This is a genomic window from Tomitella fengzijianii (assembly GCF_007559025.1).
Taxonomy (GTDB): domain Bacteria; phylum Actinomycetota; class Actinomycetes; order Mycobacteriales; family Mycobacteriaceae; genus Tomitella; species Tomitella fengzijianii.
This window is the reverse complement of the sequence record NZ_CP041765.1, coordinates 2,187,413-2,210,188: the sequence shown is the minus strand read 5'-3', so window position 1 is coordinate 2,210,188 and position 22,776 is coordinate 2,187,413. Positions and strand designations below refer to the sequence as shown.

Below are 22,776 nucleotides of genomic sequence, written 5' to 3'. Positions count from 1 at the left end.
GCACGTACTCGCAGGCAGGCACGGGGCTTGCTCGCTGCATCCGGTGTGCCCACCCTATGCGTCAGGCGGCCGCGGGGCAGCGCGACACACGCTGAGCACGTGGTATTCCGGGCGGTTTCGGCGGCTTCGGCCGGTGAGGGCGGGGGCGGTGACGTGTGGTTCGGGAGTGTTCGCTATCGTCTTGCCGCCTGGACCGGCCGATCCGGGTGCTGCGCGCCCGCGCCGTGCAGACCGAAAATGTGACACACATCACTTCATATTTCGGACATGTGCGGGCACAAAACGTGGTAGGTGCGCGTTATGCAGCCAAGGCGTTCGAACCCGGCGTGACAAGGCGCTCGCGTTCGATACGAGCATCAGGCACGGCGACACCGTGCGGCGAGGCAGGGGAAGGAACAATGGCTACCGACTACGACGCCCCCAGGCGCGGCGATTCGGAAGAAGCGGGAAAGAACTCCTTGGAGGAGCTCAAGTCCCGTCGCGGCGATGCGCAGGCCGCGTCCGCGGACGTGGACGACGGTGAGACGACCGAGTCCTACGAGTTGCCCGGAGCGGACCTGTCCGGCGAGGAGCTGTCCGTTCGCGTGGTGCCGAGGCAGCAGGACGAGTTCACCTGCAGTAGCTGCTACCTGGTGCACCACCGGTCGCGACTCGCGGAGGTCACCCCGGACGGCCAGCTGCTCTGCCGCGATTGCGCCGGCTAGAGCTCCGCTGCGCGGGAGCGGCGCGGCCGCCCCGGACCCTCGGCATGCCGAGGGTTCGGGGCGGCCCTTTCATGCGTGATGCCCGTCGTGCGGGGAGGTTCCCGCCGTGCAGGGCGCTACTCCGCCGCGCCGGCGCCCTTCTCCGCCGGCGACGCGTGGGCGGGGTCGCCCTGGATCGACGTCTGGGGCGCGCCCAGCGCGTCGAGGAGGCGACGGGGCCGCCGCGAGCTCACCAGCCAATAGGGGGTGGGGTCGTCGGGGTCGTCTAGCACGATCAACGCCAACGGCCCCACCCACGGGCGCTGGAAGACGAATGCGGCCGGATCCAGCTGGCGCCCCATGGCGGCCCGTTTGGCAGACCGCGGCACCGCCATCGCCCTGGCCGCCGCGCTGAGCGGAAGGTGGGCGCGGCCGGCGATGTGGAACTCGCGTCCGGTGCCGTCGGCAGCGGCGGGATCGTCGGTGACGGTCAGCAGGGACCGGCTGAGCCAGGCGCCGACCGCGATGGAGATCGGCTGCAGCGCGACCATCAGCACCCACGCGGGGACCGACGTGAAGGCCAGATGGAGCTCGTACCCGATCAGTGCGGCCACGGCCGCGCCTATGAGCCACCACCAGAGCGGGATCCACAGGCGCTCGCTGTAGACGACCTTGCGGACCGGCCTGCCGGCGGTATCGGTGGACTGTGAAGCGTTGGACACGCCCCCAGGATAGTCTGGCCGGCTGTGTCGACTCATTCTGCTGTCCCCGCCGGCCGTGACAACCCCGCCGGCGCCCCGCCATCCGGCCTTTCCGGCGCCGCGCCGGGACCGGTGCGCCTCCGGCGCCTCGACGACGGCCTGCCCGTGCCGCGGCGGGCGCATCCGGGGGATGCGGGTGTGGACCTGTGTTCCGCGACGGACCTCCGCATCGGGCCGGGGGAGAGGGTGCTGGTCGGGACGGGCGTCGCGATCGCCCTGCCCGTCGGGACCGTGGGACTGGTGCATCCGCGCTCCGGATTGGCCGCGCGCGCCGGGTTGTCGATCGTCAACACCCCGGGCACCATTGACGCGGGTTACCGTGGTGAGATCAAGGTCTGCCTGATCAATCACGACAGGCGGACGGCCATCGACATCACGCGCGGAGACCGGATCGCGCAGCTCGTCGTGCAGCGGGTCGAGCTGGTCGACTTCGTGGAGGTCGACGAGCTGGACGCGACGTCGCGGGGCGATGGCGGCTACGGATCGAGCGGAGGGCACTCGGCGCTCGGGGACGGACGTTCCGGCAGCGGCGGCGGCCCAGACGAGTCGACGGAACAGGGAGTGTGACGGTGTTCGGGCGCAATAAGCGGAACGAGGCCCAGGCGGCGGATGACGGGCAGCCCGGGCAGAGTCCCGCGGAGCGGCAGGAGACCGGTGCGGAACCGGACGCCGCACCGGCGCAGGCCGGTGCCGTGGACGCGGCGGATGCAGAGGCTGCGGTGGACGCGGCGGATGCAGAGGCTGTGGTGGACTCGGCGGATGCGGCGGAGGCCGCGCCCGGCGGATCGGACGACGATGCCCCCGAGGCCCAGGACCGCAGCGACGGCCCCTTCGACGAGGCCGAGGTGGAGGGCCTCGAGGAGCTGGCCGCGGAGGCCCGCGTGCTGGACCTGGGCTCGGTCCTCATCCCGGTGCCCGAGGGCGGGCAGGTCCAGGTGGAGATGGCGCCCAACGGCAGCGTCAACGGCGTCTTCGTCACAGTGGGCGGCGGACGGGTGACGATGGCGGCGTTCGCGGCGCCGAAGTCGCCGGGCCAATGGCGGTCGGTGATCACGGAACTCGCGGAGTCCGTGCGCGGCGACGGCGCGACGGCGTCGGTGCGCACCGGACCGTGGGGCCGCGAGCTGCACGCCTCCTCCGCCAACGGCGACGTGCGCTTCATCGGCGTCGACGGGCCGCGTTGGATGTTGCGCGGAGTCGCGATCGGGCCCAGCGGCTCGGTGGGCGACGACGCGGAGCTGACCGGCGTCGCACGCGAGATGATCAGCGGCGCGGTGGTGCGGCGCGGCACCGATCCCATGCCGGTGCGCTCGCCGCTGACGGTGACGTTGCCCCAGGAGCTGGCGCAGCAGCTGGCGCAGGCCCAGCAGCAGCGCGCGGCGCAGACACAGGCGGAGCAGCAGCGCGCCGCGGCGGAGCAGCTCCAGCAGCGTCAGCAGCAGATGACCGACGCGCTGCGCGAGGCGTCCGGCGGTGCGCAGGGCGCCGGCGGTGCCGACGGCGACGGTGCGTCGCAGGCCCCGCGGCAGAACCCCAACGGTTCCGCGATGCAGCAGTTCCGGCGGGGCGGCGGCGCCTGAGGGTCCTGCGCGCCCTCGATTATCGGGTACGGGCGGCCCGGCGCAGCGCCCCGGCCCCCGCCGTCGACAGCACGGACGGATCGGCTCCCAGTTCGTCGAGTGTGATCGTGGTCACGGCGGACCGCCGTGCGGCGCGGGCCCACGCGTGGGCCACGTCGACGGGGTGCAGCGGGTCGTCGACGACGCCCACGATGCCGATCGGGACGTCGAGCGCCGCTATCTCCGTCGGCGTGGGCGCCACGTACCCGGACGCCGCGCGCATCGAATCGACGAGGTCGGCTCCCAGCACACGCCAGGATCGCGCGAGCTCGTCCCCCAGCCAGCGCGGCGAGCCGGCGCGCATCTGCGCGATCGTCGTCTCCAGGCCGTCGGCGGCGATGCGGCGCGCGGTGAGCGCGGCGCTCGCCGCCGCGGCGGTGCCGTCCGGCCGGCCGCACCAGGCGGGCATCGCCGCGATGATGCCCGCCACCCGGTCCGGCGAGCGCAGCGCCCACTGCACGGCCGTCATCGCGCCGATGGACACGCCGCCGATGAGGATGCGCCCGCCGTCGCCGGCCTCGCGGGCGGCCTCGTTGAGCGCGCGGTGGTACCCGTCGACCAGCGCTGATCGGGGCTCGACGGCGTCGATGCTGCGGGCGCCGAGGGACTCCGCAGCGGGGGCGAGGGCGCGCCGGGCGAAATCGGCATCGGAGCCCGTACCAGGCAGAAGGACGGCGATCGGGGCGTCATAGGTCACAGGCACGTGACGATCTTCCAGCCCGGATGAAACCTCCCCGCAAGCGGGTCTAGGGTGGCGGTGCAAGGCGGGCGAACCGCGTGAAGGAAGCGTCAACAGGAGCGCGTCATGGCCACCGCGGCTAAGGGCTATTTCCGTCGGCTGTCACAGCGGCTGACGGAGGATATCGACGACCTCGACACCAAGGAGATGGTCGCGGCCACCGAGGCCGCAGGGGTACGCCCGTGCACCGATTACGTCCGCGGCGAGGAGATCACGATGGTCGGCCGCCTGCGGACGGTGTCCGCGGGCACGCGCGGCTGCACTTCGGGCATGGAGGCCGAGCTGTGGGACGGGCACGACACCGTCACACTCGTCTGGCTGGGCCGCCGCCGCATCCCCGGCATCGAGCCGGGCCGCACCGTCTCGGTCCGCGGGCGCCTCGGCGATCGCGACGGCGCGAAGGTGCTCTACAACCCCCTGTACGAGCTGCAGGGCGAGCCGTGAGCCGCGGCCGGGCGGCCGACCGGGCGAAACCCCGGAGCACGCGGACGTGTGGCACCCTCGAACGGTGACGCAGGAGCAGGAACGCAAAGAGACCCTTCTCGAGCAGATGGGCGGGATCGGCGGGCTCGTCTACTCGACGCTGCCGATCCTCGTGTTCGTGCCCGTGAACGCGCTCTGGAGCCTGCAGCCCGCGCTGTACGCGGCGCTGGGCGTCGCTGCCGCCATCCTGCTGTGGCGGCTCGTACGCGGTGAGAAGATCCAGCCCGCCGTCTCCGGGTTCATCGGCGTCGGCATCTGCGCCTACATCGCGCACCGGACCGGCACCGCCAAGGGGTACTTCCTGTTCGGCATCTACACCTCGCTCGTCTACGGGGGCGTGTTCCTGCTGTCGGTGCTGGTGCGCTGGCCTCTGGTGGGCGTCATCTGGAACGGGCTCAACGGGATCTCGTCCCGGTGGCGCACCGTGCGGCGGGCCCGCACGCTCTACGACGTCGCCACCATCGGCTGGGCGGTCGTGTTCGCCGCGCGCTACCTGGTGCAGTCGCAGCTCTACGATTCGGACCAGACCGGGTGGCTGGCCTTCGCGCGCGTCGCCATGGGCTGGCCGCTGGCCGCCGTGGCACTGCTGGTCACGTTCTATGCGATCCGGCGCGCGGACGCCGCGGTGTTCGACGAGCTCGGCGGGCCGGAGGAGGCGGCCGATGACGAAGGCGCCGATGACGAGGGCGCCGGGCAGGAGAGCGCCGGGCAGGATGGCGGCGACACCGCGGCCGGAGGCGATCCGGACGCCGGCGACGCGCGGCGGCCCGCGGAAGCGGCGCCGGACACCGACTATCGCGCCGGCGAGCCGTACTCCTCCGGCGATCCGAGCCCCAGGGCCTGACGCAGGGCGTCCTCGACGCTGTCGGTGGTGACGAAGAGCAGTTCGTCGCTGCCCTCGAGCGGGTCGTCCGGCTCCGGCACGATCACGCGGCCCCCGCGCAGGATCGTCACCAGGGCCGCATCGCGGGGCAGCGGTATCCTGCGCACCGGCTTGCCGGCCAGCGGAGTGTCGTCCGGCAGGGTCACCTCGACGAGGTTCGCGTTGCCCTGGCGCAGCGTCATCAGCCGCACCAGGTCTCCCACCGTCACCGCTTCCTCGACGAGCGAGGCGAGCATCTGGGGCGTCGAGACCGCCACGTCGACGCCCCACGACTCGTCGAAGAGCCACTCGTTGCGCGGGTCGTTGACGCGGGCCACCACCCGCTGCACTGCGAACTCGATCTTGGCGAGCAGGCTCGCGACGAGGTTGGCCTTGTCGTCGCCGGTGGCGGCGATCATGACGTCGACGTTCTGCAGCTCGGCCTCTTCGAGGCGGCCGAGCTCACAGGCGTCGGCGTGCACCCATCGTGCGCCGGGGATGGCGTCGGGGTCGATGGCGGTCGCCTTGCGCTCGATGAGCATGACGCTGTGTCCGCTGACCAGGAGCTCGCCGGCGATGGCGCGGCCCACCGCGCCCGCTCCGGCTATGGCAATTCTCATCGGGGCACCCTCGTCACTTGTTGCGGTCGGTCGTGCGGCGGTCGATCGGGCGGAGGAGCGTCACAGGTCGGCGGGCGGTGGCGCCTCGGCCAGCGCCACCGCCTCCGCGACGCGCCCTGCGACTGCGGCGATGTACACCTGGTCGTCGGCCTGTAGAACTGTGCGCGCGTCGGGCAGTACGCCCGCGCCGTAGCGGATGAGGAACGCCACTCGCGCGCGGAGCGCGTCCTCCAGGGCCGACGTCCTGCGGCCCATCCAGTCCTCGTGCGGGTTGACGGCCACGACCGCGACGTTGCCGGACGGGTCGCGCCAGCTGTCGGACGGGGAGTCCTGCGTGATCGCCTGCAGGAACCGGTCGGTGGTCCACGGGACGGTCGCGATCGTGGGGATTCCGAGGCGCTCGAACACCCGGGCGCGTTTGGCATCGTAGATCCGCGCCACGACCCGTTCGACGCCGAACATCTCGCGCGCCACGCGGGCGCCGATGATGTTGGAATTGTCACCCGAACTGACCGCGGCGAAGGCGTCGGCCTTCTCGATGCCGGCGCGGATGAGCACGGAGCGGTCGAAGCCCATGCCCACGATGCGTTCGGACGGGAAGTCGGTGGCGAGCCGGTCGAAGGCCAGCGGGTCGCGGTCGATGATGGCGACCTCGTGGCCGACCCGGTACAGCGAGGCCGCCAGCGAGGCTCCGACGCGGCCGCAGCCCATGACGACGACGTGCACTGGCGGACTCCCTTCATGCGGTGTGCGGACGAGCACCGGTGCGCGCCGGTCCGTGCCGCGGCGGACGGGCCTGCGGCACCGTCGCCGCGGCGATGTCCCACGAACGCTACAACCCGGGCCGCGGGCGGGGGCGGGGTGCCCGAAACCTCCCCCGCCCCGGTGCGGCGGGTTAGCGGCGCACCACTCGGGGCGAGGGCATACGCTGGCCCGGGTGTCCAAGATTTCCACAGCCACGAAGCGGCTGATCCTGGGGCGGCCGTACCGCAGCGACACGCTGGGGGCCACGCTGCTGCCCAAGCGCATCGCGCTGCCGGTGTTCGCCTCGGACGCCGTCTCGTCGGTCGCCTACGCGCCCGAGGAGATCTTCCTGGTCTTGTCGATGGCCGGGATCTCCGCCTACGCCTACACGTCGTGGATCGGCATCGCGGTGGCCGTGGTGATGGTCGTCGTCGTCGCGAGTTACCGGCAGAACGTGCACGCCTACCCGTCCGGCGGCGGGGACTTCGAGGTGGCCACCAAGAACCTCGGCCCCTCCGCGGGGCTGACGGTGGCCAGCGCGCTGCTGGTGGACTACGTGCTCACGGTGGCGGTGTCGATCGCGGCGGCGGTGTCGAACATCGGTGCGGCGGTGCCGGTGATCGGCGACCACAAGGTGATCTTCGCGGTGCTGGCGATCGCGCTGCTGACCGCGGGGAACCTGCGTGGCGTGCGGGAGGCGGGAAAGGCCTTCGCCGTCCCCACCTACATATTCATCGTGTCGGTTCTGGTGATGCTCGTATGGGGCCTGGTGGACACGTTCATCTTCGGCGCCGACGTGCAGGCGGAGTCCGCGGACTTCGGCATGCGCTCCGACAACAGCCACCTCTACGGGATCGCCCTTGTGTTCCTGATCGCGCGCGCGTTCTCCTCCGGCTGCGCCGCGCTGACGGGCGTGGAGGCGATCAGCAACGGGGTCCCCGCGTTCCGCAAGCCCAAGTCGAAGAACGCGGCGACGACGCTTCTCATGCTGGGCGGCATCGCGATCACCATGCTCATGGGCATGATCGTGCTGGCGGAGAAGACGGGGGTGAAGATCGCGGAGAACCCGGAGGAGCAGCTTGTCGGGGCGCCCGACGGCTACCAGCAGAAGACGATGATGGCGCAGCTGGCACAGGCGGTGTTCGATGGATTCCCCGTGGGCTTCTACGTGGTGACCATCGCCACCGCCCTGGTGCTGATGCTCGCGGCGAACACCGCCTTCAACGGCTTCCCCGTGCTGGCCTCGGTGCTCTCGCAGCACAACTACCTGCCCCGCCAGTTGCACACCCGCGGCGACCGGCTCGCGTTCTCGAACGGCATCCTGTTCCTCGCGGCCGCCGCCATCGGTTTCGTCGTGGCCTTCGGCGGCCAGGTCACCGCGCTGATCCAGCTGTACATCGTCGGTGTGTTCATCTCGTTCACGCTGAGCCAGGCGGGAATGGTGCTGCACTGGAACCGGCTGCTCGCGGACGAGCAATCGCGCCGCGAGCGGGCGCGGATGCGCCGATCGCGCCTGGTGAACTGCGTCGGGCTCGTCCTCACCGGCACCGTGCTGGTGATCGTCCTGATCACCAAGTTCGCCGCCGGCGCGTGGATCGCGCTGGTCCTGATGATCCTGCTGTTCCTGATGATGCGGGGGATCCAACGGCACTACGCTGCGGTGGCCGAGGAACTGTCCGGTTCGGACTGGGACGCGGTGCTGCCCAGCCGCACCCGGTCGGTGGTGCTGGTCTCCAAGCTCCACAAGCCGACGCTCCGCGCACTCGCCTACGCGCGGGTGACCAGGCCGGACACGCTGGAGGCCGTCACCGTCAACGTGGACGACGCGGACACCCGCGACCTCGTACGGAAGTGGGAGAGCAGCGACATCCGGGTCCCGCTGAAGGTGATCGAGTCCCCGTACCGGGAGATCACCCGGCCGGTGCTCGACTACGTCAAGCGGCTGCGCCGGGACTCCCCGCGCGACGTCGTGATGGTGTTCATCCCCGAGTACGTGGTGGGACGCTGGTGGGAGCAGGTGCTGCACAATCAGAGCGCGTTGCGGCTCAAGAGCCGTCTGCTGTTCCAGCGCGGCGTGATCGTCGCGAGCGTGCCCTGGCAACTCGAATCGTCCGCCCGGGCGGTTTCGCGCCTGCGCGGCACCGCGGCCCCCGGTGCGGTGCGGCGCGGCTTCACCGACGGCGGCGCGGGCGACGGCGGCGCGGGCGACGGCGGCGCACAGAAGCGCGGAAGGGACTGATCGACAGTGGACTGGACCGGACGCGTCCTGGAATTGCACATCGACGCAGTGGGGCACGGGGGAGTGTTCGTGGCCCGCTCGGAGGGCCGCGTGGTGCTCGTGCGGCGCGCGTTGCCCGGGGAGCGGGTCCGCGCGCGGGTGACCGAGGACAAGGGCGGCTCGTATTGTCGGGCCGAGGTCACCGACGTCCTCGAGGCCGCGCCGGACCGGGTGGCGGACGCCTGCCCGGCGGCGGCCGGCGGCGCGGGGTGCTGCGACTTCTCGCACGTCGCGCCCGCCGCCCAGCGGCGGCTCAAGCAGGAGGTCCTCGCGGAGCAGCTCGCCCGCATCGCGCATCTTCCGCAGCGGATCCCCGTGGCGCCGCTCCCGATGCCGGCCACGCCCCACGCGGGTGCCCCCGCCGGGGGTGAGGGCGGGGCCGAAGGGTGGCGGACGCGGATCCGGTTGTCGGTGGACGAGGCCGGTCGCGCCGGATACCGCCGCTACCGCGGCTCGGAGGTGGTGGCGGACCTGCGATGCCCGCAGCAGATCCCGGGTGCGCTCGACGGGCTGCAGGACACCGTGTGGCAGGCCGGTGCCGACCTGGCGGTGGCCGTGGACGACGACGGCCGTCGGCACGTGGTGGAGATCGCTCCGCCGCCGATGACACGGGCGGCGCACCGCCGGTCCGGTCGCCGGGGCGCGAGCGCCCGGCGGGCCGCCCGGTCGCAGCGTCGCGCCGAGCACATCGTCGAGGGCGGCGGGAGCGCGGTCCAGCGCGTGGACGGGCGCGAGTGGCGGCTGGCGCCCACCGGGTTCTGGCAGGTGCACGGCGCGGCGGCGCAGACCTACTCGGACCTGATCCGGGAATGGTCGGGTCTGCGCGGCGGGGACACCGCGTGGGACCTCTACGGCGGTGCCGGGGTGTTCGCGGCGGCGATGGCCGGCCAGGTCGGTCCCGCGGGCCGCGTCGAGGTGGTCGAATCGTCCTCGCAGGCCGTGCGCGACGGGCGCGATGCTCTGGTGGACCTGGACGGCGTGCGATTTCACCACGCGCGGGTGGGGCATGCGCTCGCGGAGTTCGCCGACGGCGATGGGGGTGCGCGGCGCATCGGTGGGTCGCCCGGCCCGGACACGGTGGTGCTCGATCCGCCGCGTGCGGGCGCGGGCCGCGAGGTGATCGGCGCACTGGCCGCGACGTCCGCCGCCCGGGTGGTCCACGTGGGCTGCGACCCGGCGTCGTTCGCCCGCGACCTCGCCCTCTACGGCGGCCACGGCTTCCGCGTCGAGGAACTGCGCGCGTTCGACGGGTTCCCCATGACGCACCACTTCGAGAGCTTCGCGCTGTTGGTGCGCTGATCCGATGGGCACGGGGCGCGCGGGACGGGGCCGCGAAGGCGGGGCAGGATGCGCCACTGTGCGGCACGAGGCGTGACGGCCGGTAACGTGAAACCCGCGGCGCTGCGCGTCGACCAGGCGCGGGACATGCCCGTGGCGCAGGACATGTCCGTGCCCGCACGGATCCGTCCGCGACTTCCGTAGACTGGATCGGACGTGAACCGGGCCGTCGAGACGCGCGGTGACCCGACGGGCCCGGCGGTAACAGAGCGGTACAAAGCGGTAACAGAGCGGTACATAGCGGTAACAGAGCGGTACAGGGCAGTACAGAGCGGTACAGGGCAGTAGCAGTACAGATCAGTAGCAGTGCAGAGCAGTGCAGTGCCCGGACGCGCAACCGGGCGGAGGATTCGTGGGAAGGACAGGCGACGATGAGCATGCTCGACCGCGTGCAGGAGCCCGCAGATCTGCGCGGGCTGAGCGGCGGCGAGCTGGAGTCGCTGGCCGACGAGATCCGGCGGTTCCTCGTGCAGCAGGTGGCGGCCACCGGCGGGCACCTGGGCCCCAACCTGGGCGTGGTGGAGACCACGCTGGCGCTGCACCGGGTCTTCGACTCGCCGCATGACCCGATCATCTTCGACACCGGCCATCAGGCGTACGTGCACAAGATCCTCACCGGGCGCCGGGACGGTTTCGCCACCCTGCGCAAGAAGGGCGGGCTGTCCGGCTACCCGTCGCGGGCGGAGAGCGAGCACGACTGGGTCGAGTCCAGCCACGCGTCCGCATCGCTGTCGTACGCGGACGGCATGGCCAAGGCGTTCGCCGTCTCCGGGCAGGCGGACCGCACCGTGGTGGCCGTCGTCGGCGACGGCGCGCTGACCGGCGGCATGTGCTGGGAGGCGCTCAACAACATCGCCGAGGGCGCCGACCGCCCGCTCGTGGTGGTCGTCAACGATAACGGGCGTTCCTATTCGCCGACCATCGGCGGCCTGGCAGCGCACCTGTCCGGCCTGCGCCTGCAGCCCGGATACGAGCGGGCGCTCGAAAACGGCCGCCGCCTGGTGCGCGGGGTGCCGGTGGTGGGGGAGGCCGCCTACAAGGTTCTGCACGGTGTCAAGACGGGTGTCAAGGACGCGGTCAGCCCGCAGGTGTTGTTCACCGACCTGGGCCTGAAGTACCTGGGCCCGGTGGACGGCCACGACATCGAATCGATGGAGTCGGCGCTGCGGATGGCCAAGGAGTTCGGCGGCCCCGTGATCGTGCACGCGGTCACCCGCAAAGGCATGGGCTACGCCCCCGCGGAGAACGACGAGGCCGACCAGATGCACTCGGTGCGCGTCATCGACCCGGCGACGGGGCTGGCCAAGTCCGCCTCGGAGCCGGATTGGACGTCCGCGTTCTCCGCCCACCTGGTCGATGCGGGAGCCGCCCGTGCCGACATCGTCGCGATCACGGCGGCGATGGGCGGGCCCACCGGGCTGTCCGCGTTCGGCCGCGCCTACCCCGACCGGTTCTTCGACGTCGGGATCGCCGAGCAGCACGCGGTCGCCTCGGCCTCGGGCATGGCACTGGCCGGAATGCACCCGGTGGTGGCCATCTACTCGACATTTCTCAACAGGGCGTTCGACCAGCTGCTGATGGACGTGGCGCTGCTCGGGCAGCCGGTGACGCTCGTCCTGGACCGCGCCGGGGTGACGGGATCGGACGGCGCCTCGCACAACGGCATGTGGGACCTGTCGCTGCTCGGGATCGTGCCCGGCATCCGGGTGGCGGCCCCGCGTGACGCCGCCCGGCTGCGCGAGGAGCTCGACGAGGCGCTGGCGGTGGAGGACGGGCCGACGGTCGTCCGCTTCCCCAAGGGCGCACTGCCCGCGGAGCTGCCCGCGCTCGAACGGATCGGCGGGGTGGACGTGCTCGCCCGCACCGGGGACGGCGCAGGGGGGCCGGCCGCCGGGGGTGCGGACGTGCTCATCGTCGGCGTCGGCCCGTTCGCGGCCATGGGGGTGGACGCGGCCCAGCGGCTCCGGATGCAGGGCATCTCCGCGACGGTGGTGGACCCGCGGTGGGTGATCCCCACGCCGGACGCCCTGGTGTCGCTCGCCCGCACCCATTCGCTGGTGGTCACGCTCGAGGACGGCGGGGTGCACGGCGGCGTCGGGAGCGGCGTGTCCGCGGCGTTGCGCGCCGCAGGCGTCGACGTGCCGTGCCGGGAGATCGGCGTGCCGCAGCGGTTCCTCGACCACGGGTCCCGCGGCGAGGTGCTGGCGGATCTCGGTTTGACGCCGGAGGCGGTGGCACGCGAGGTCACCGAGTGGGTGGCGCACCTGGCTGCGCCGACGGCCTCGTCGTTGCACACCGACACCGGCCGCGGGCACATCGCGGCAGGCTGACCGCCAGGCCCCGGCCAGCGAGGCCGGGGGCGCCCGATGGGCGCGGGGCCCTGCGGCGTCAGGCCCGGGCGTGCCCGCGGAACGCGGCGGCCAGCGCCTCCGCGGTGAGGGCGCATTGCCATTCGCGTGCCCCTGCGGCGTGGAGAAGCGCGTCGATGTGCTCGGACGACTCCGGGGAGACGTCGGCGGCAGCGCCGACGCCGGCGGAGCCGGTTCCGTCGCCCCAGCACAACTCCCGCAGTACACGCGGCTCGAGGACGTTCTCGGCGGGAAGATCGTTCGCCTCGGCGATGGCCGCGACGGCGCCTCGCGCCGCGGCGAGCCTGTCGGCGGCCTCGGGGCGGGCTGCGGGCCAGCGCCCGGCCGGGGGGATCCCGCCCGCCGGGCGTTTGGGCGGAAGCGCTGAGTCCGGCAGGCCGCGCGCCTCGGCGAGAGCGTCGAGCCACAGCGCCGAGCGTTTGCGCTGACGCGGACCGCCGAACACCGCGAGCGCACGCAGCTCGTGGGTGGTGCCCGGGTCGGCCAGCGCGGCCTCGATGATGGCGGAATCGGGCAGCACCCTGCCCGGAGCCCGGTCGAGCGACTCCGCGAGCGTGTCCCGCGCGGTCCACAACGAGCGCACGGCGGCCAGTCTGCGCCGGCCGCCCACCCGGTGGAGGCCGGACGTCTTGCGCCACCGGTCCGGACGGGGCGCGGGAGGCGGAGCGGTGCGGACGTGCTCGAACTCCTGGCGGGCCCACTCCGCCTTGCCCTGGGCGTGCAGCTGCCGCGACAGCGAGTCGCGCATCTCGACGAGCAGCTCCACGTCCAGTGCGGCGTAGTTCAGCCAGTCGGCCGGCAGGGGCCGCCGCGACCAGTCCGCGGCGCCGTGCTGCTTGGCCAGCAGCAGGCCGAACTCGCGCTCCACCATCGCGGCCAGGTTGACCTTCCCCTGGTTCAGCACCCGCCCGGCCAGCTCAGTGTCGAACAGCGCCGCCGGGTGCAGCCCGATCTCCGCGAGGCAGGGCAGGTCCTGGTCGGCGGAATGCAGCACCCATTCCAGAGGGTTGAGCACCTGTGCCAGGGCGTCGAGCGGCCCGGCTTCGGTGGGGTCGATGAGGGCGCTCCCCGCACCGGCCCGCCGCAGCTGAACCAGGTAGGCGCGGCCGGAGTAGCGGTAGCCGGAGGCGCGCTCGGTGTCGACGGCGACGGGGCCGGTGCCCCCCGCCAGGCGCCGCGCCACCTCCGCCACGTCCGCCGCCGACGTGGCGAGCGGCGGGACCCCCTCGCGCGGAGCCGTCAGCGGTGTCGCCGCCGGCACGGAGGCATCCTCAGTCGGGTGGACGTCTCCGTCCGGTGATGATTGCGGCATCGTTTCCGATCAGGTGGGGGTGTCGGCGGACTGCGCGGGCGCGTCGTCGAGCGCAGAATACCCGGCCGCGACCAGGTCCTCGAGCGCGCCGGTCATGTCCTCGGCGAGGTTCCACAGGTCGGGGCTGAGCTCGCGGCACGCGATCAGCCCGATGTTGAGGCGGCCGGCGAGCGAGAACACGGTGATGTTCAGCCCCGCGCCGTGGAACACCGGCCCCAGCGGATACATCGCCTCGATGCGGGCGCCCAGGAAGTACAGGGGGATCGGCGGGCCTGGGACGTTGGAGACCACGAGATTGTGCACCACGGGGTGCCTCTCCGCCAGACGCAGCTTGGCGTAGCCGCGCATGGCCACGCCGAACATGTTCGCCCCGGAGAACTGCGCCCAGTCCTGCATGAGCGTGGCACTGATCGCGTCCTTGTGCTCTTTGGCGATGTCGCTGTGCTCGGAGATGTACCGGAGGCGCTCGGCGGGATCCTCGATGTTGGTGGCCAGGTCGGTGAACATCCCGGTGACCTGGTTGGTGCCGGCCCGATCCGACTTGCCGTGCACCGACACCGGGACCATGCCGATGAGCGGGTTGTCCGGCAGCTCGTCGTTGCCCTCGAGGTACGTGCGCAGCGCCCCCGCGACCATGGCCAGCACCACGTCGTTGACCTTGACGCCGAAGGCGTTCTTGACGACCTTGACGTCGTCGAGCGGCACCTGGGTGTAAGCGATCGACCGGTGCCCGGTGATAGTGCCGTTGAACGAGGTGCGCGGCGCGGAGAAGGGCACGGGCATGGCGCGTCCCTCGCGGGCCCGGCTGATCCACCGGGGCACCACCGCGATGGTGCTGGGCAGCAGCTTCGCCAGGCGCAGTGGGCGGCGTGCCACCGCCGCGATCCCGGTCGCGGCCAGCGAGAGGGTGTCGGCGCCGCCCACGCGCTGTGCGATGAGATCTGGATCCATCGGCGGGGCCTCGGGGGACAGGCTGCACAGCTGGGACATCATGTTGGCGCCGGTGATGCCGTCGACGGTCGCGTGGTGCATCTTGGACATCACCGCCACGTCGCCGTCGGCCAGGCCCTCGATCACCCACATCTCCCACAGCGGACGCGTGCGGTCGAGCGGCCGGCCGGCGATCTGCGAGCACAGCTCGGACAGCTCTTCGCGGCCGCCGGGTGCGGGCACCGCGATGCGGTGGAAGTGGTGGTCGATGTCGAAATCGTCCGCGTCCACCCACACCGGGTGGTCGAGGTTGAGGAAGGAATCCTGCAGTTTGCGCCGGAAACCGGGCATCGCCTTGATCCTGGACGCCAGCTCGTACTTGAGCTTGTCGTAGGCGTAACCGCCGTCGACGGTGGACCCGTCGACGATGATCAGACCGCAGACATGCAGCAGCTGCGACGGGGTTTCGAGATAGAGAAAACTGGCATCCAAGCCGCTGAGGCGTTCCATGCCTTGATCGTAGTGGGTCGACATCGGAGTCGCGCAGTGTATGGTCACCGCCCTTGAAAAATAGTGACTGCCCTTGGATATCGGTCACTGTTCACAGTCCGCCCGGCGCCGGCCGCGTGCGCTGCGACGGCCGGCCCCGATCGAGACCGGCGTCGACCGCGACCGGAACACGTTATCGTCGGGTCCATGGCCAACGGGTATCTGATCAGGCAGGCGGCGGCGGCCGCGGTGGCGGCGGACGTGCTTGCGCCGCCCAAGGAGATGGCGACCTCGGTGTTCGCGATGTTCGGCGGTTGGCTGGGCGCGGAGCTGGCGCCGCACGCGCTGGCGGCGCTCGCGGCCGACAACGCCCAGCACGTGATCCGCCGCGGGCTGCGCGGCCGGGGGGACAAGGCGGGTCTCGCCTTCGGCGCGGCGGCGGCCGCGGGGTTCGGGGCGTCGCTGGCCCTCAGCCGGCGCGCGGGCGGGGCGGTGGCGGACGCGTTCGACGCCGACCTGAGCGGCGAGGACCTGGCGATCATGGACCGGCTTCCGGCTGTGGACACGGCGATCCCGTACCGGGCGCTGGTCAACCCGTTCCGGATGGCGCGCCCCGGCGTGGTGCGCCGGCGCAACCTCACCTACGGGGACGGTTCCAAGCGCACGCGCCTCAACGTCTACAGCCGCGGCGACAGCCCGGGCGGCGCGCCGATCCTGCTGCAGATCCACGGCGGCGGGTGGGTCATCGGCAACAAGGATCAGCAGGGCATTCCGCTCATGCAGGAGATGGCCTCCCGCGGGTGGGTGTGCGCGGCGGTGAACTATCCGCTCTCGCCCCGGGCGCGCTGGCCTGAACACCTGATCGCGGTGAAGAAGGCCGTCGCCTGGCTGCGCGCCAACGCCGCGGATCTGGGTGCCGACCCGGAGTTCATCGCCGTCACAGGCGGATCCGCCGGCGGGCATCTGACCGCGATGACCGCCCTCACCGGTCATGACATGGATCTGCAGCCAGGCTTCGAGGATCAGGACGTGGCCGTGCAGGCGGCCGTGCCGATGTACGGCGTCTACGACTTCGCCGCCGAGACCGGCATCAGGGCCACCAGCAAACGGGTGCACTCGCCGCTGAGCCCGATCGTGCTGGGCCGCGGCGCGGAGTTCCCGTCCGCCTACCGCGCGGCGTCGCCGCTGGCGCACCTCACCGCGGATGCTCCGCCGTTCCTCGTCGTGCACGGGAGCAACGACGTGTTCATCCCGGCACAGGAGGCGCGGATCTTCGCGGAGAAGCTGCGCGCGGAATCCCGGCAACCGGTGGTGTATGCGGAGATCCCCGGAGCCCAGCACGCCTTCGACGTCTTCCCGTCGGTACGCACGGTGGCCGTGATCCGGCAGGCGGCGCGCTTCCTGGAGTGGTCGCTGCTCAGGAGCGGCCGCGCGCTCCCAACTCCGTGACGCCCTCCGGCGGCAGGCCCGCGGCGTTCGCCAGCAGTTCGCAGAAGGCCTCCACGTGCGCGGTGATCGCGGCCTGGTCGGGGGTCCATGAGGCGCGCATCTCCAGCTGATGCGCGCGCGGCGGGCCCGCGATGTCCCCGTAGCGCACCGAGGTGGTGGACGTGACCGTACCGCCGAGCGAATTGATCACCACGCCGCGCTGCTGCAATGCCTCCTGCAGCCAGCTCCAGGCCACCTCGGGCAGGAGCGGGTCGGAGGCGACGGCGGAGTCGAGGTCGGCCTGCACGTACGACACCAGCCGGAACGTGCCGTTCCAGGCGTCGTCCCCCTGCGGGTCGTACAGCAGGATCAGCCGGCCGAAGGCGTCGCCCTCGGCCTGTTCGGGTACGGGGGCCGAATCGTCGTGGCGCACCTCGGCGCCGACCGCGTAGCTGTAGGGGGCCAGGCGCTGGGGCGGGCGGATGGGCCCGAGTTCGATCTCGCGGCGGACCGTCGTGGAGTTCATCGCGTCGACGGCGACGCGAAAGACCGCGGGTTCCGCCTGCAGTCCGGAAGTCATCACGCCACGGACGCTAAACCCCTTGTACCCGGAGGCCGGGGAGGCGCGCCGATGAGTATACGGATCCGCCGCGGGCCCGGCCCTGTGATCCGCCGTGCACCGGTGCCGCCGGGCGGCATGGCACGCTTGCAGGGGACGTGCGCTCCCGCCGATTTCCGCGGCGAACCGATACCGGGAGATGATGTGACCATGGCAGACACCCCGACCTCCGCATCCGACGCCGCGACGCCGCCTGCCGTCCGGCCGGCGCCCGCCCGGCGCGACGCTGTCCGCGGCTCTGCCCGGCGCAGCCTCGCCGAGGCCCCCTTGATCGCCGCCGCCCAGGGGCGAACGCCCACGCGCCGCCCCGTGTGGTTCATGCGGCAGGCGGGCCGCTCGCTCCCCGAGTACCGGCGGGTGCGGGAAGGCATCGGCATGCTCGAATCGTGCTTCACCCCGGACCTCGCCTGCGAGATCACGCTGCAGCCGGTGCGCAGGCACGACGTCGACGCCGCGGTGCTGTTCTCGGACATCGTCGTGCCGCTCAAGGCGGCGGGGGTGGACCTGGACATCGTGGCGGGCCGCGGCCCGGTCATGGCGGAGTCGGTGCGCACGCGTGCCGAGGTGGACGCGTTGCCGCGGCTGGTGACCGAGCAGGTGGGGCCCGTGGCCGAGACGATCCGGCTACTGGTGGGCGAGCTGGGGCAGGTGCCGCTGGTGGGGTTCGCCGGTGCGCCGTTCACGCTGGCGTCCTACTTGGTGGAGGGCGGTCCCAGCCGCAATCACGAGCACACCAAGGCGCTGATGTACGGCGAGCCGGACACCTGGCACGCCCTCATGGGCCTGCTGACGGACAACACGATCACGTTCCTGCGCGCGCAGATCGACGCGGGCGTCGACGCGGTGCAGCTGTTCGATTCCTGGGCGGGCGCGTTGTCGCTCGCGGACTACCGCGAGTACGTGAAGCCGCATTCTGAGCGCGTGTTCGCCGAAGTGGCCGGCGCCGGGATACCGCGGATCCACTTCGGCGTGGGCACGGGGGAGCTGTTGGCGGAGATGGCGGACGCGGGCGCCGACGTGGTGGGCGTCGACTGGCGCGTGCCGCTCGACGAGGCGGCCCGACGGATCGGCGGCGGGCAGGCGCTGCAGGGAAACCTGGACCCGGCGGTGCTCTTCGCCGACGCGGCGACCGTGCGCCGGAAGGCCGTCGAGGTGCTCGACGCGGGTGAACGGGCCGTGCGGAACGGAGCGGCAGGGCACATCTTCAACCTGGGGCACGGGGTGCTCCCGGATACGGATCCGGACATGCTCACACGCCTCGTGGAGTGGGTGCACGAGTACTGATGGCGGATCGGGACTGGACGGCCTCGGCCCCTGGGAACGGCGTGGGCGGCGGGCCGCGTGTCGCCGTCGTCGGCGCCGGGGTGAGCGGGCTCGCGGCGGCGCACCGCGTCCGGTCGCTGCTGGGCGGCGACTGCCGCATCGAGCTGTTCGAGTCGTCGGGAAGGCTCGGCGGCAAGCTTCGCACCGTGCGGCTGGGCGGCGTCCCCATGGAGGTGGGCGCAGAGGCCTTCCTCGCCCGCCGCCCGGAGGTGCCCGACCTGCTTGCGGAGCTGGGGCTGAGCGGTGAGACGGTGCACCCCGCCGGCCGCTCGCCGATGCTGCGCGCCGGCGGGCGGCTGCACGCAGTGCCGAAGGACACGCTGATGGGGATCCCGGCCGATCCGGCGTCGCTGTCCGGCCTGCTGGGCGCGTCCGCCGCCGAGGCGGCGCGGCGCGACGCGGCCCCGATGACGTGGGAGCCCGGCGCCGACATCACGGTGGGGGAGCTGGTGCGGAGCCGCTACGGCGCCGCCGTGGTGGAGCGCTGCGTGGACCCGCTGCTGGGCGGCGTGTACTCGGGCTCGGCCGCGACCATCGGCGTGCGGGCGGCGCTGCCGGGCCTGGCCCGGGCGCTCGACGACGGTGCGCCGTCGCTGGCGCGCGCAGTGGCCGCGGCCTCGGCGGAGTCCCGCCGGAACGCGGCCGCCGGGCCGGTGTTCGGTGCGCTGCGCGGCGGCTACTCGGGGCTCGTCGACGCGCTCGCCCGGCAGAGCGGGGCGACGATCCGCATGCGCACGGCGGTCACCGCGGTGGAGAGGACGCGCGGATCCGCGGACGGTGCGTGGCGGCTCGTCGTCGACGGCGGAACCGGCCCTGATGGTTCGGGTGGTTCGGGCGGCGCGCAGTACGGCGGGCGGTCGGTGCACGCCGACGCGTTGATCCTGGCCCTGCCGGCCCCCCGGGCGGCGGAGCTGTTGCGCGTCCCGGTCCCCGCGGCGGCCGCCGATGCCGCGCGGATACCGGTCGCCGATTCCGCCGTCGTCGCCCTGGCCTTGCCGTTCGAGACGGAACTTCCCGACGCTTCGGGGGTGCTGGTGGCCACCGGCGAACGCGGGGTGGACGCCAAGGCCTGCACGCTGTCGAGCAACAAGTGGCCGCACCTGGCGCCCGCCGGCACGGCCGGGGTCCGGCTGCTCCGGCTGTCCTACGGCCGCTACGGAGCGGCGGAGGTCGTCGGCGAGCCCGACGCGGACCTGGTCGCACGGGCCCGCAGCGATCTGCGCGCCTTGCTGGGCGTCGACGACGCGCCGGTGGACATACACGTGCAGCGCTGGCGGGGCGGGCTGCCGCAGTACGGCGCGGGCCACGGCGACCGTGTCGCCGCGGTCGAGTCGGCGGTCGCGGCGGTGCCGGCGCTCGGCGTCGCCGGCAGCGCCTGGCACGGCGTGGGCGTGCCCGCGTGCATCGGCGGCGCGCGCGCCGCGGCCGAATCGGTCGTGGCGGATATCACGCGGTGAGTCCGGCCGTGTGACGGCCGCTACGGCCCCGGCCGCGTCGTCGGTGGCAGGATGAGGGCATGGCGAAACTCGACTACGCGAAGCTCAATTCCACCATCCGCTACCTGATGTTCTCGGTGTTCCATGTGACGCCGGGCGAGCTGGGCGCGGACCGAGCGGCCGCGATCGCCGAGGCGGAGGAGTTCTTCGGCGGCCTCGAGGGCCGCGGCGTCGAGCTGCGCGGGCTCTACGACATCCAGGGGATGCGCGCCGAGGCCGATTGGATGATGTGGACGCACGCGGAGCGGATCGAGGACTTGCAGCAGGTGTACTCGGACCTGCGCCGCACGACCGCACTGGGGCGGGCGAGCACCCCGTATTGGAGCAACGCCGCGCTGCACCGGCCCGCCGAGTTCAACAAGAGCCACGTGCCCGCCTTCATCGCGGGCGAGGATCCGGGCGACTACGTCTGCGTGTACCCCTTCGTCCGCTCGTACGACTGGTACGTGCTGCCCGACGATGACCGGCGGCGCATGCTCGCCGAGCACGGCATGGGTGCCCGCGCCTACCCGGACGTGCGCGCCAACACGGTGCCGGCGTTCGCGCTGGGCGATTACGAGTGGATCCTCGCGTTCGAAGGCCCGGTGCTGGCCGACATCGTCGACCTCATGCGTGATCTGCGCGCCAGCGAGGCCCGGCTGCACGTGCGCGAGGAGATCCCGTTCTTCACCGGACCGCGCGTGCCCGCAGCCCGGCTCATCGAAGCCCTGCCCTGAGCCGGAGTACCGCGCCCGACGCGACCCGACCCGGCACGGCCTGACCGCACGGCATGGCCCGGCGCGGCCCCCGGCGGGGCGGCGCCGGGTTATGCCTGCTTGAGACGCAGTGAGATCGAGTTGATGCAGTACCGCTGGTCGGTGGGCGTCGGGTAGCCCTCCCCGTTGAAAAGGTGCCCCAGGTGGCTGTGGCAGTCGCGGCACAGCACCTCCGTGCGCACCATGCCCATGCTCGCGTCCTCGCGGAGGACCACGGCGTCGGATTCGGCGGGGTCGAAGAACGACGGCCACCCGCAGTGCGAGTGGAACTTCTCGGTGCTGCGGAACAACTCTGCGCCGCACGCGCGGCACTCGTAGACGCCCTCATCCGTGGTGTCGGTGTACTCGCCGACGAACGGGCGTTCGGTGCCGGCCTGGCGCAGCACCGCGTACTCGTCGGGTGTCAGTTGTGCGCGCCACTCCGCATCGGTGCGCTCTACCTGGGGGATCGGCAACTGTCCGGAAGTCATGTCCCCACGGTAATACTCTGTGCACCCGCCGGGCCATCGCCGGAATCCGCGCCCGGGATATCCGGTCCGCGGTCCGCCGCGCGCGCTGCGTCCGCACGGCCGTCGCGCCGGTCGGAGTCGGTCCGTGCGGGGCCGGGCGCGACGGCGGTGTCGGTATCCGCGGCGCGGGGCGGCAGCGGGTCGATGCCGCCGTCCAGCCTGCCCTGCGCCCGTGCGGTGAGGTACCGGTTGAGGAGCACCGTGAAGACGACCACCAGCAGCAGCGCCCAGCCGAAGGTGGCGCGCAACGATTCGATGGTCTTGCCGGTCATGATGAACCGCGAGGAATACCAGCTGTCGAAGCTGAGGAACAGGTAGGCCGCCACCCAGGCCGGCCACGTGCGCACCACGGAGTTGCGCAGCACCACGGTCATCATGAGCGGGAAGACGAGCATCGAGTAGTACTGCTGACCCAGCGACCCCAGCAGGAACGACGCCGTGAGCAGCACCCCCGAGCCGGTGCACAGGTAGTACAGCTCGTCCGAGCGGTGGAACCGGAAGAGCAGGTACAGCGACCCGAGCACCGTCAGTCCCAGCAGGATCCGCACCACCCACACGAGCGGCTCCGCGACCCCGAAATAGGCGCCCGCGCCGACGAGCGCGCTGTTGAAGTAGTCGCGCGCCTCGGTGAGGTAGGGGAGCGTGTGCTTGATGAACTCGGCCGAGTCGGTGATCAGCGGCCACGCGGCGGCGTTGAGGATCAGCGGGATGCCGATGGCCGCGACGAACGGGCGCCACTGCTTTTTGAGCAGCGGCAGCAGCAGGATCGGCGCCAGCACCGGCTTGATCGCGATGGTCAGGCCTATCGGCACACCGGCCCACAGGTGGTGCCCGCGCACCATCAGCGTGATGAACAGGACCTCGCACAGCAGGACGATCCCGTTGACATTGCTGAAGACGAGCGTGTTCGACACGGTCTCGGTGAAGAACATCGCGAACAGCAGCACGGGTGCGGCCACGGACCGGATGCCGTAGCCGAACAGGCGCAGCAGCAGGTAGCCGGCGATGATGATCGCCACGGCGTTGGCGGCGATGAACAGCCACCGCGACCACTCGTAGTTGACCAGCCCCAGCGGGGAGAGAAGCAGAGTCCCCCCGGGCGGATACAGGTAGTGCGGGGTGACGGTGTCGAGGTCGCCGCCGTAGATCGGCAGGTTCTGCCAGAACCGCCATGCCGCGTCGTAGACGGGGTTGAAGTCATCGGTGTGCGCCCCCTGCACTGCCAGCGAGAGCACGCGGTGGAGCACGGTGAACACGGCGATCGGCCACATGGCGGCCTTGATCGCCGCGGCGCGGGTCCACGCGGTGCGGGGCAGGAGGAGATCGGTCGACGGCACGGGTGCACGGTATCGCGTATCGGTGCGAGGGTGCGCCGGGACACCCCGTCCGTGACCGAGGCCGCACGTCGGAAACGGCCGC

At 72.2% G+C, this 22,776-nt stretch carries 21 protein-coding genes; 12 read left to right on the top strand and 9 right to left on the bottom strand.

Going from position 1 to position 22,776, the window contains the following annotated elements; all coding sequences use genetic code 11:
- Nucleotides 1-398: 398 nt before the first annotated feature.
- Nucleotides 399-704 (top strand): DUF4193 domain-containing protein, encoded by a 306-nt coding sequence (locus FO059_RS10035; protein WP_143908450.1) that lies wholly within the window; start codon nt 399-401, stop codon nt 702-704.
- A 116-nt stretch (nt 705-820) separates the two neighbouring features.
- On the opposite strand, the gene FO059_RS10030 is transcribed toward FO059_RS10035, so the two are convergent.
- Nucleotides 821-1,405: a DUF3093 domain-containing protein gene (locus FO059_RS10030; protein ID WP_233266947.1), complete on the bottom strand. Its 585-nt coding sequence runs from the start codon at nt 1,403-1,405 to the stop codon at nt 821-823.
- A 111-nt stretch (nt 1,406-1,516) separates the two neighbouring features.
- On the opposite strand from FO059_RS10030, the gene dut reads away from it, so the two are divergent.
- Nucleotides 1,517-2,011, top strand: a complete 495-nt coding sequence (gene dut, locus FO059_RS10025) for a dUTP diphosphatase (RefSeq protein WP_143910631.1) — start codon at nt 1,517-1,519, stop codon at nt 2,009-2,011.
- Nucleotides 2,012-2,013: 2 nt separating this feature from the next.
- A complete protein-coding gene (locus tag FO059_RS10020) occupies nt 2,014-3,024 on the top strand; it encodes a DUF3710 domain-containing protein (RefSeq protein WP_143908448.1) in 1,011 nt (336 codons plus the stop codon).
- A 19-nt stretch (nt 3,025-3,043) separates the two neighbouring features.
- Here the strand turns inward: FO059_RS10020 and FO059_RS10015 are convergent, their stop codons facing one another.
- Complete coding sequence (locus FO059_RS10015; RefSeq protein WP_199257086.1) at nt 3,044-3,766, bottom strand: alpha/beta hydrolase; 723 nt, start codon at nt 3,764-3,766, stop codon at nt 3,044-3,046.
- Nucleotides 3,767-3,868: 102 nt separating this feature from the next.
- Here FO059_RS10015 and FO059_RS10010 point away from each other — a divergent pair, with 102 nt between their 5' ends.
- The gene (locus tag FO059_RS10010) at nt 3,869-4,246 is read left to right on the top strand and encodes an OB-fold nucleic acid binding domain-containing protein (RefSeq protein WP_143908446.1); all 378 of its coding nucleotides are present in this window, start codon (nt 3,869-3,871) and stop codon (nt 4,244-4,246) included.
- A 106-nt stretch (nt 4,247-4,352) separates the two neighbouring features.
- The gene (locus FO059_RS10005; RefSeq protein ID WP_143910629.1) at nt 4,353-5,129 is read left to right on the top strand and encodes a DUF3159 domain-containing protein; all 777 of its coding nucleotides are present in this window, start codon (nt 4,353-4,355) and stop codon (nt 5,127-5,129) included.
- Here FO059_RS10005 and FO059_RS10000 read toward each other — a convergent pair.
- Nucleotides 5,078-5,767 (bottom strand): potassium channel family protein, encoded by a 690-nt coding sequence (locus tag FO059_RS10000; protein WP_143908444.1) that lies wholly within the window; start codon nt 5,765-5,767, stop codon nt 5,078-5,080. The two genes, FO059_RS10005 and FO059_RS10000, sit on opposite strands and share 52 nt — an antisense overlap.
- Before the next feature lie 60 nt (nt 5,768-5,827).
- Complete coding sequence (locus FO059_RS09995; protein ID WP_143908441.1) at nt 5,828-6,493, bottom strand: potassium channel family protein; 666 nt, start codon at nt 6,491-6,493, stop codon at nt 5,828-5,830.
- 211 nt (nt 6,494-6,704) lie between these two features.
- Between FO059_RS09995 and FO059_RS09990 the strand changes: the two genes are divergently transcribed.
- The 3 genes from FO059_RS09990 (at nt 6,705) to dxs (ending at nt 12,457) form a co-directional block, all read left to right on the top strand.
- Entirely contained in the window at nt 6,705-8,750 is a 2,046-nt protein-coding gene (locus tag FO059_RS09990; RefSeq protein WP_143908438.1) for an APC family permease, read from the top strand.
- Between the two features lie 6 nt (nt 8,751-8,756).
- Complete coding sequence (locus FO059_RS09985; RefSeq protein WP_143908436.1) at nt 8,757-10,088, top strand: class I SAM-dependent RNA methyltransferase; 1,332 nt, start codon at nt 8,757-8,759, stop codon at nt 10,086-10,088.
- A 410-nt stretch (nt 10,089-10,498) separates the two neighbouring features.
- Complete coding sequence (gene dxs / locus FO059_RS09980; RefSeq protein ID WP_143908434.1) at nt 10,499-12,457, top strand: 1-deoxy-D-xylulose-5-phosphate synthase; 1,959 nt, start codon at nt 10,499-10,501, stop codon at nt 12,455-12,457.
- 58 nt (nt 12,458-12,515) lie between these two features.
- On the opposite strand, the gene FO059_RS09975 is transcribed toward dxs, so the two are convergent.
- Complete coding sequence (locus FO059_RS09975; protein ID WP_143908432.1) at nt 12,516-13,808, bottom strand: HRDC domain-containing protein; 1,293 nt, start codon at nt 13,806-13,808, stop codon at nt 12,516-12,518.
- Between the two features lie 9 nt (nt 13,809-13,817).
- Entirely contained in the window at nt 13,818-15,248 is a 1,431-nt protein-coding gene (locus FO059_RS09970) for a WS/DGAT/MGAT family O-acyltransferase (protein ID WP_143908430.1), read from the bottom strand.
- A gap of 186 nt (nt 15,249-15,434) precedes the next feature.
- Between FO059_RS09970 and FO059_RS09965 the strand changes: the two genes are divergently transcribed.
- Complete coding sequence (locus FO059_RS09965; protein ID WP_143908428.1) at nt 15,435-16,676, top strand: alpha/beta hydrolase; 1,242 nt, start codon at nt 15,435-15,437, stop codon at nt 16,674-16,676.
- On the opposite strand, the gene FO059_RS09960 is transcribed toward FO059_RS09965, so the two are convergent.
- Nucleotides 16,645-17,235: a DUF3000 domain-containing protein gene (locus FO059_RS09960; RefSeq protein ID WP_143910628.1), complete on the bottom strand. Its 591-nt coding sequence runs from the start codon at nt 17,233-17,235 to the stop codon at nt 16,645-16,647. The genes FO059_RS09965 and FO059_RS09960 overlap by 32 nt on opposite strands.
- A 189-nt stretch (nt 17,236-17,424) precedes the next feature.
- Between FO059_RS09960 and hemE the strand changes: the two genes are divergently transcribed.
- Genes hemE through hemQ form a run of 3 tightly spaced genes read left to right on the top strand, consistent with a single transcriptional unit; the run spans nt 17,425 to nt 20,809 of the window.
- A complete protein-coding gene (hemE, locus tag FO059_RS09955; RefSeq protein ID WP_143908426.1) occupies nt 17,425-18,558 on the top strand; it encodes a uroporphyrinogen decarboxylase in 1,134 nt (377 codons plus the stop codon).
- Nucleotides 18,558-20,054, top strand: a complete 1,497-nt coding sequence (gene hemG, locus FO059_RS09950; protein ID WP_143908424.1) for a protoporphyrinogen oxidase — start codon at nt 18,558-18,560, stop codon at nt 20,052-20,054. The genes hemE and hemG overlap by 1 nt, the downstream gene beginning before the upstream one ends.
- A gap of 59 nt (nt 20,055-20,113) precedes the next feature.
- On the top strand, nt 20,114-20,809 hold the full coding sequence (gene hemQ / locus FO059_RS09945) for a hydrogen peroxide-dependent heme synthase (protein ID WP_143908422.1): 696 nt from the start codon (nt 20,114-20,116) through the stop codon (nt 20,807-20,809).
- Between the two features lie 89 nt (nt 20,810-20,898).
- On the opposite strand, the gene msrB is transcribed toward hemQ, so the two are convergent.
- The gene (gene msrB / locus FO059_RS09940) at nt 20,899-21,318 is read right to left on the bottom strand and encodes a peptide-methionine (R)-S-oxide reductase MsrB (RefSeq protein WP_143908420.1); all 420 of its coding nucleotides are present in this window, start codon (nt 21,316-21,318) and stop codon (nt 20,899-20,901) included.
- Nucleotides 21,315-22,694: a glycosyltransferase family 87 protein gene (locus tag FO059_RS09935; protein WP_233266949.1), complete on the bottom strand. Its 1,380-nt coding sequence runs from the start codon at nt 22,692-22,694 to the stop codon at nt 21,315-21,317. The genes msrB and FO059_RS09935 overlap by 4 nt, the downstream gene beginning before the upstream one ends.
- Between the last annotated feature and the right edge of the window lie 82 nt (nt 22,695-22,776).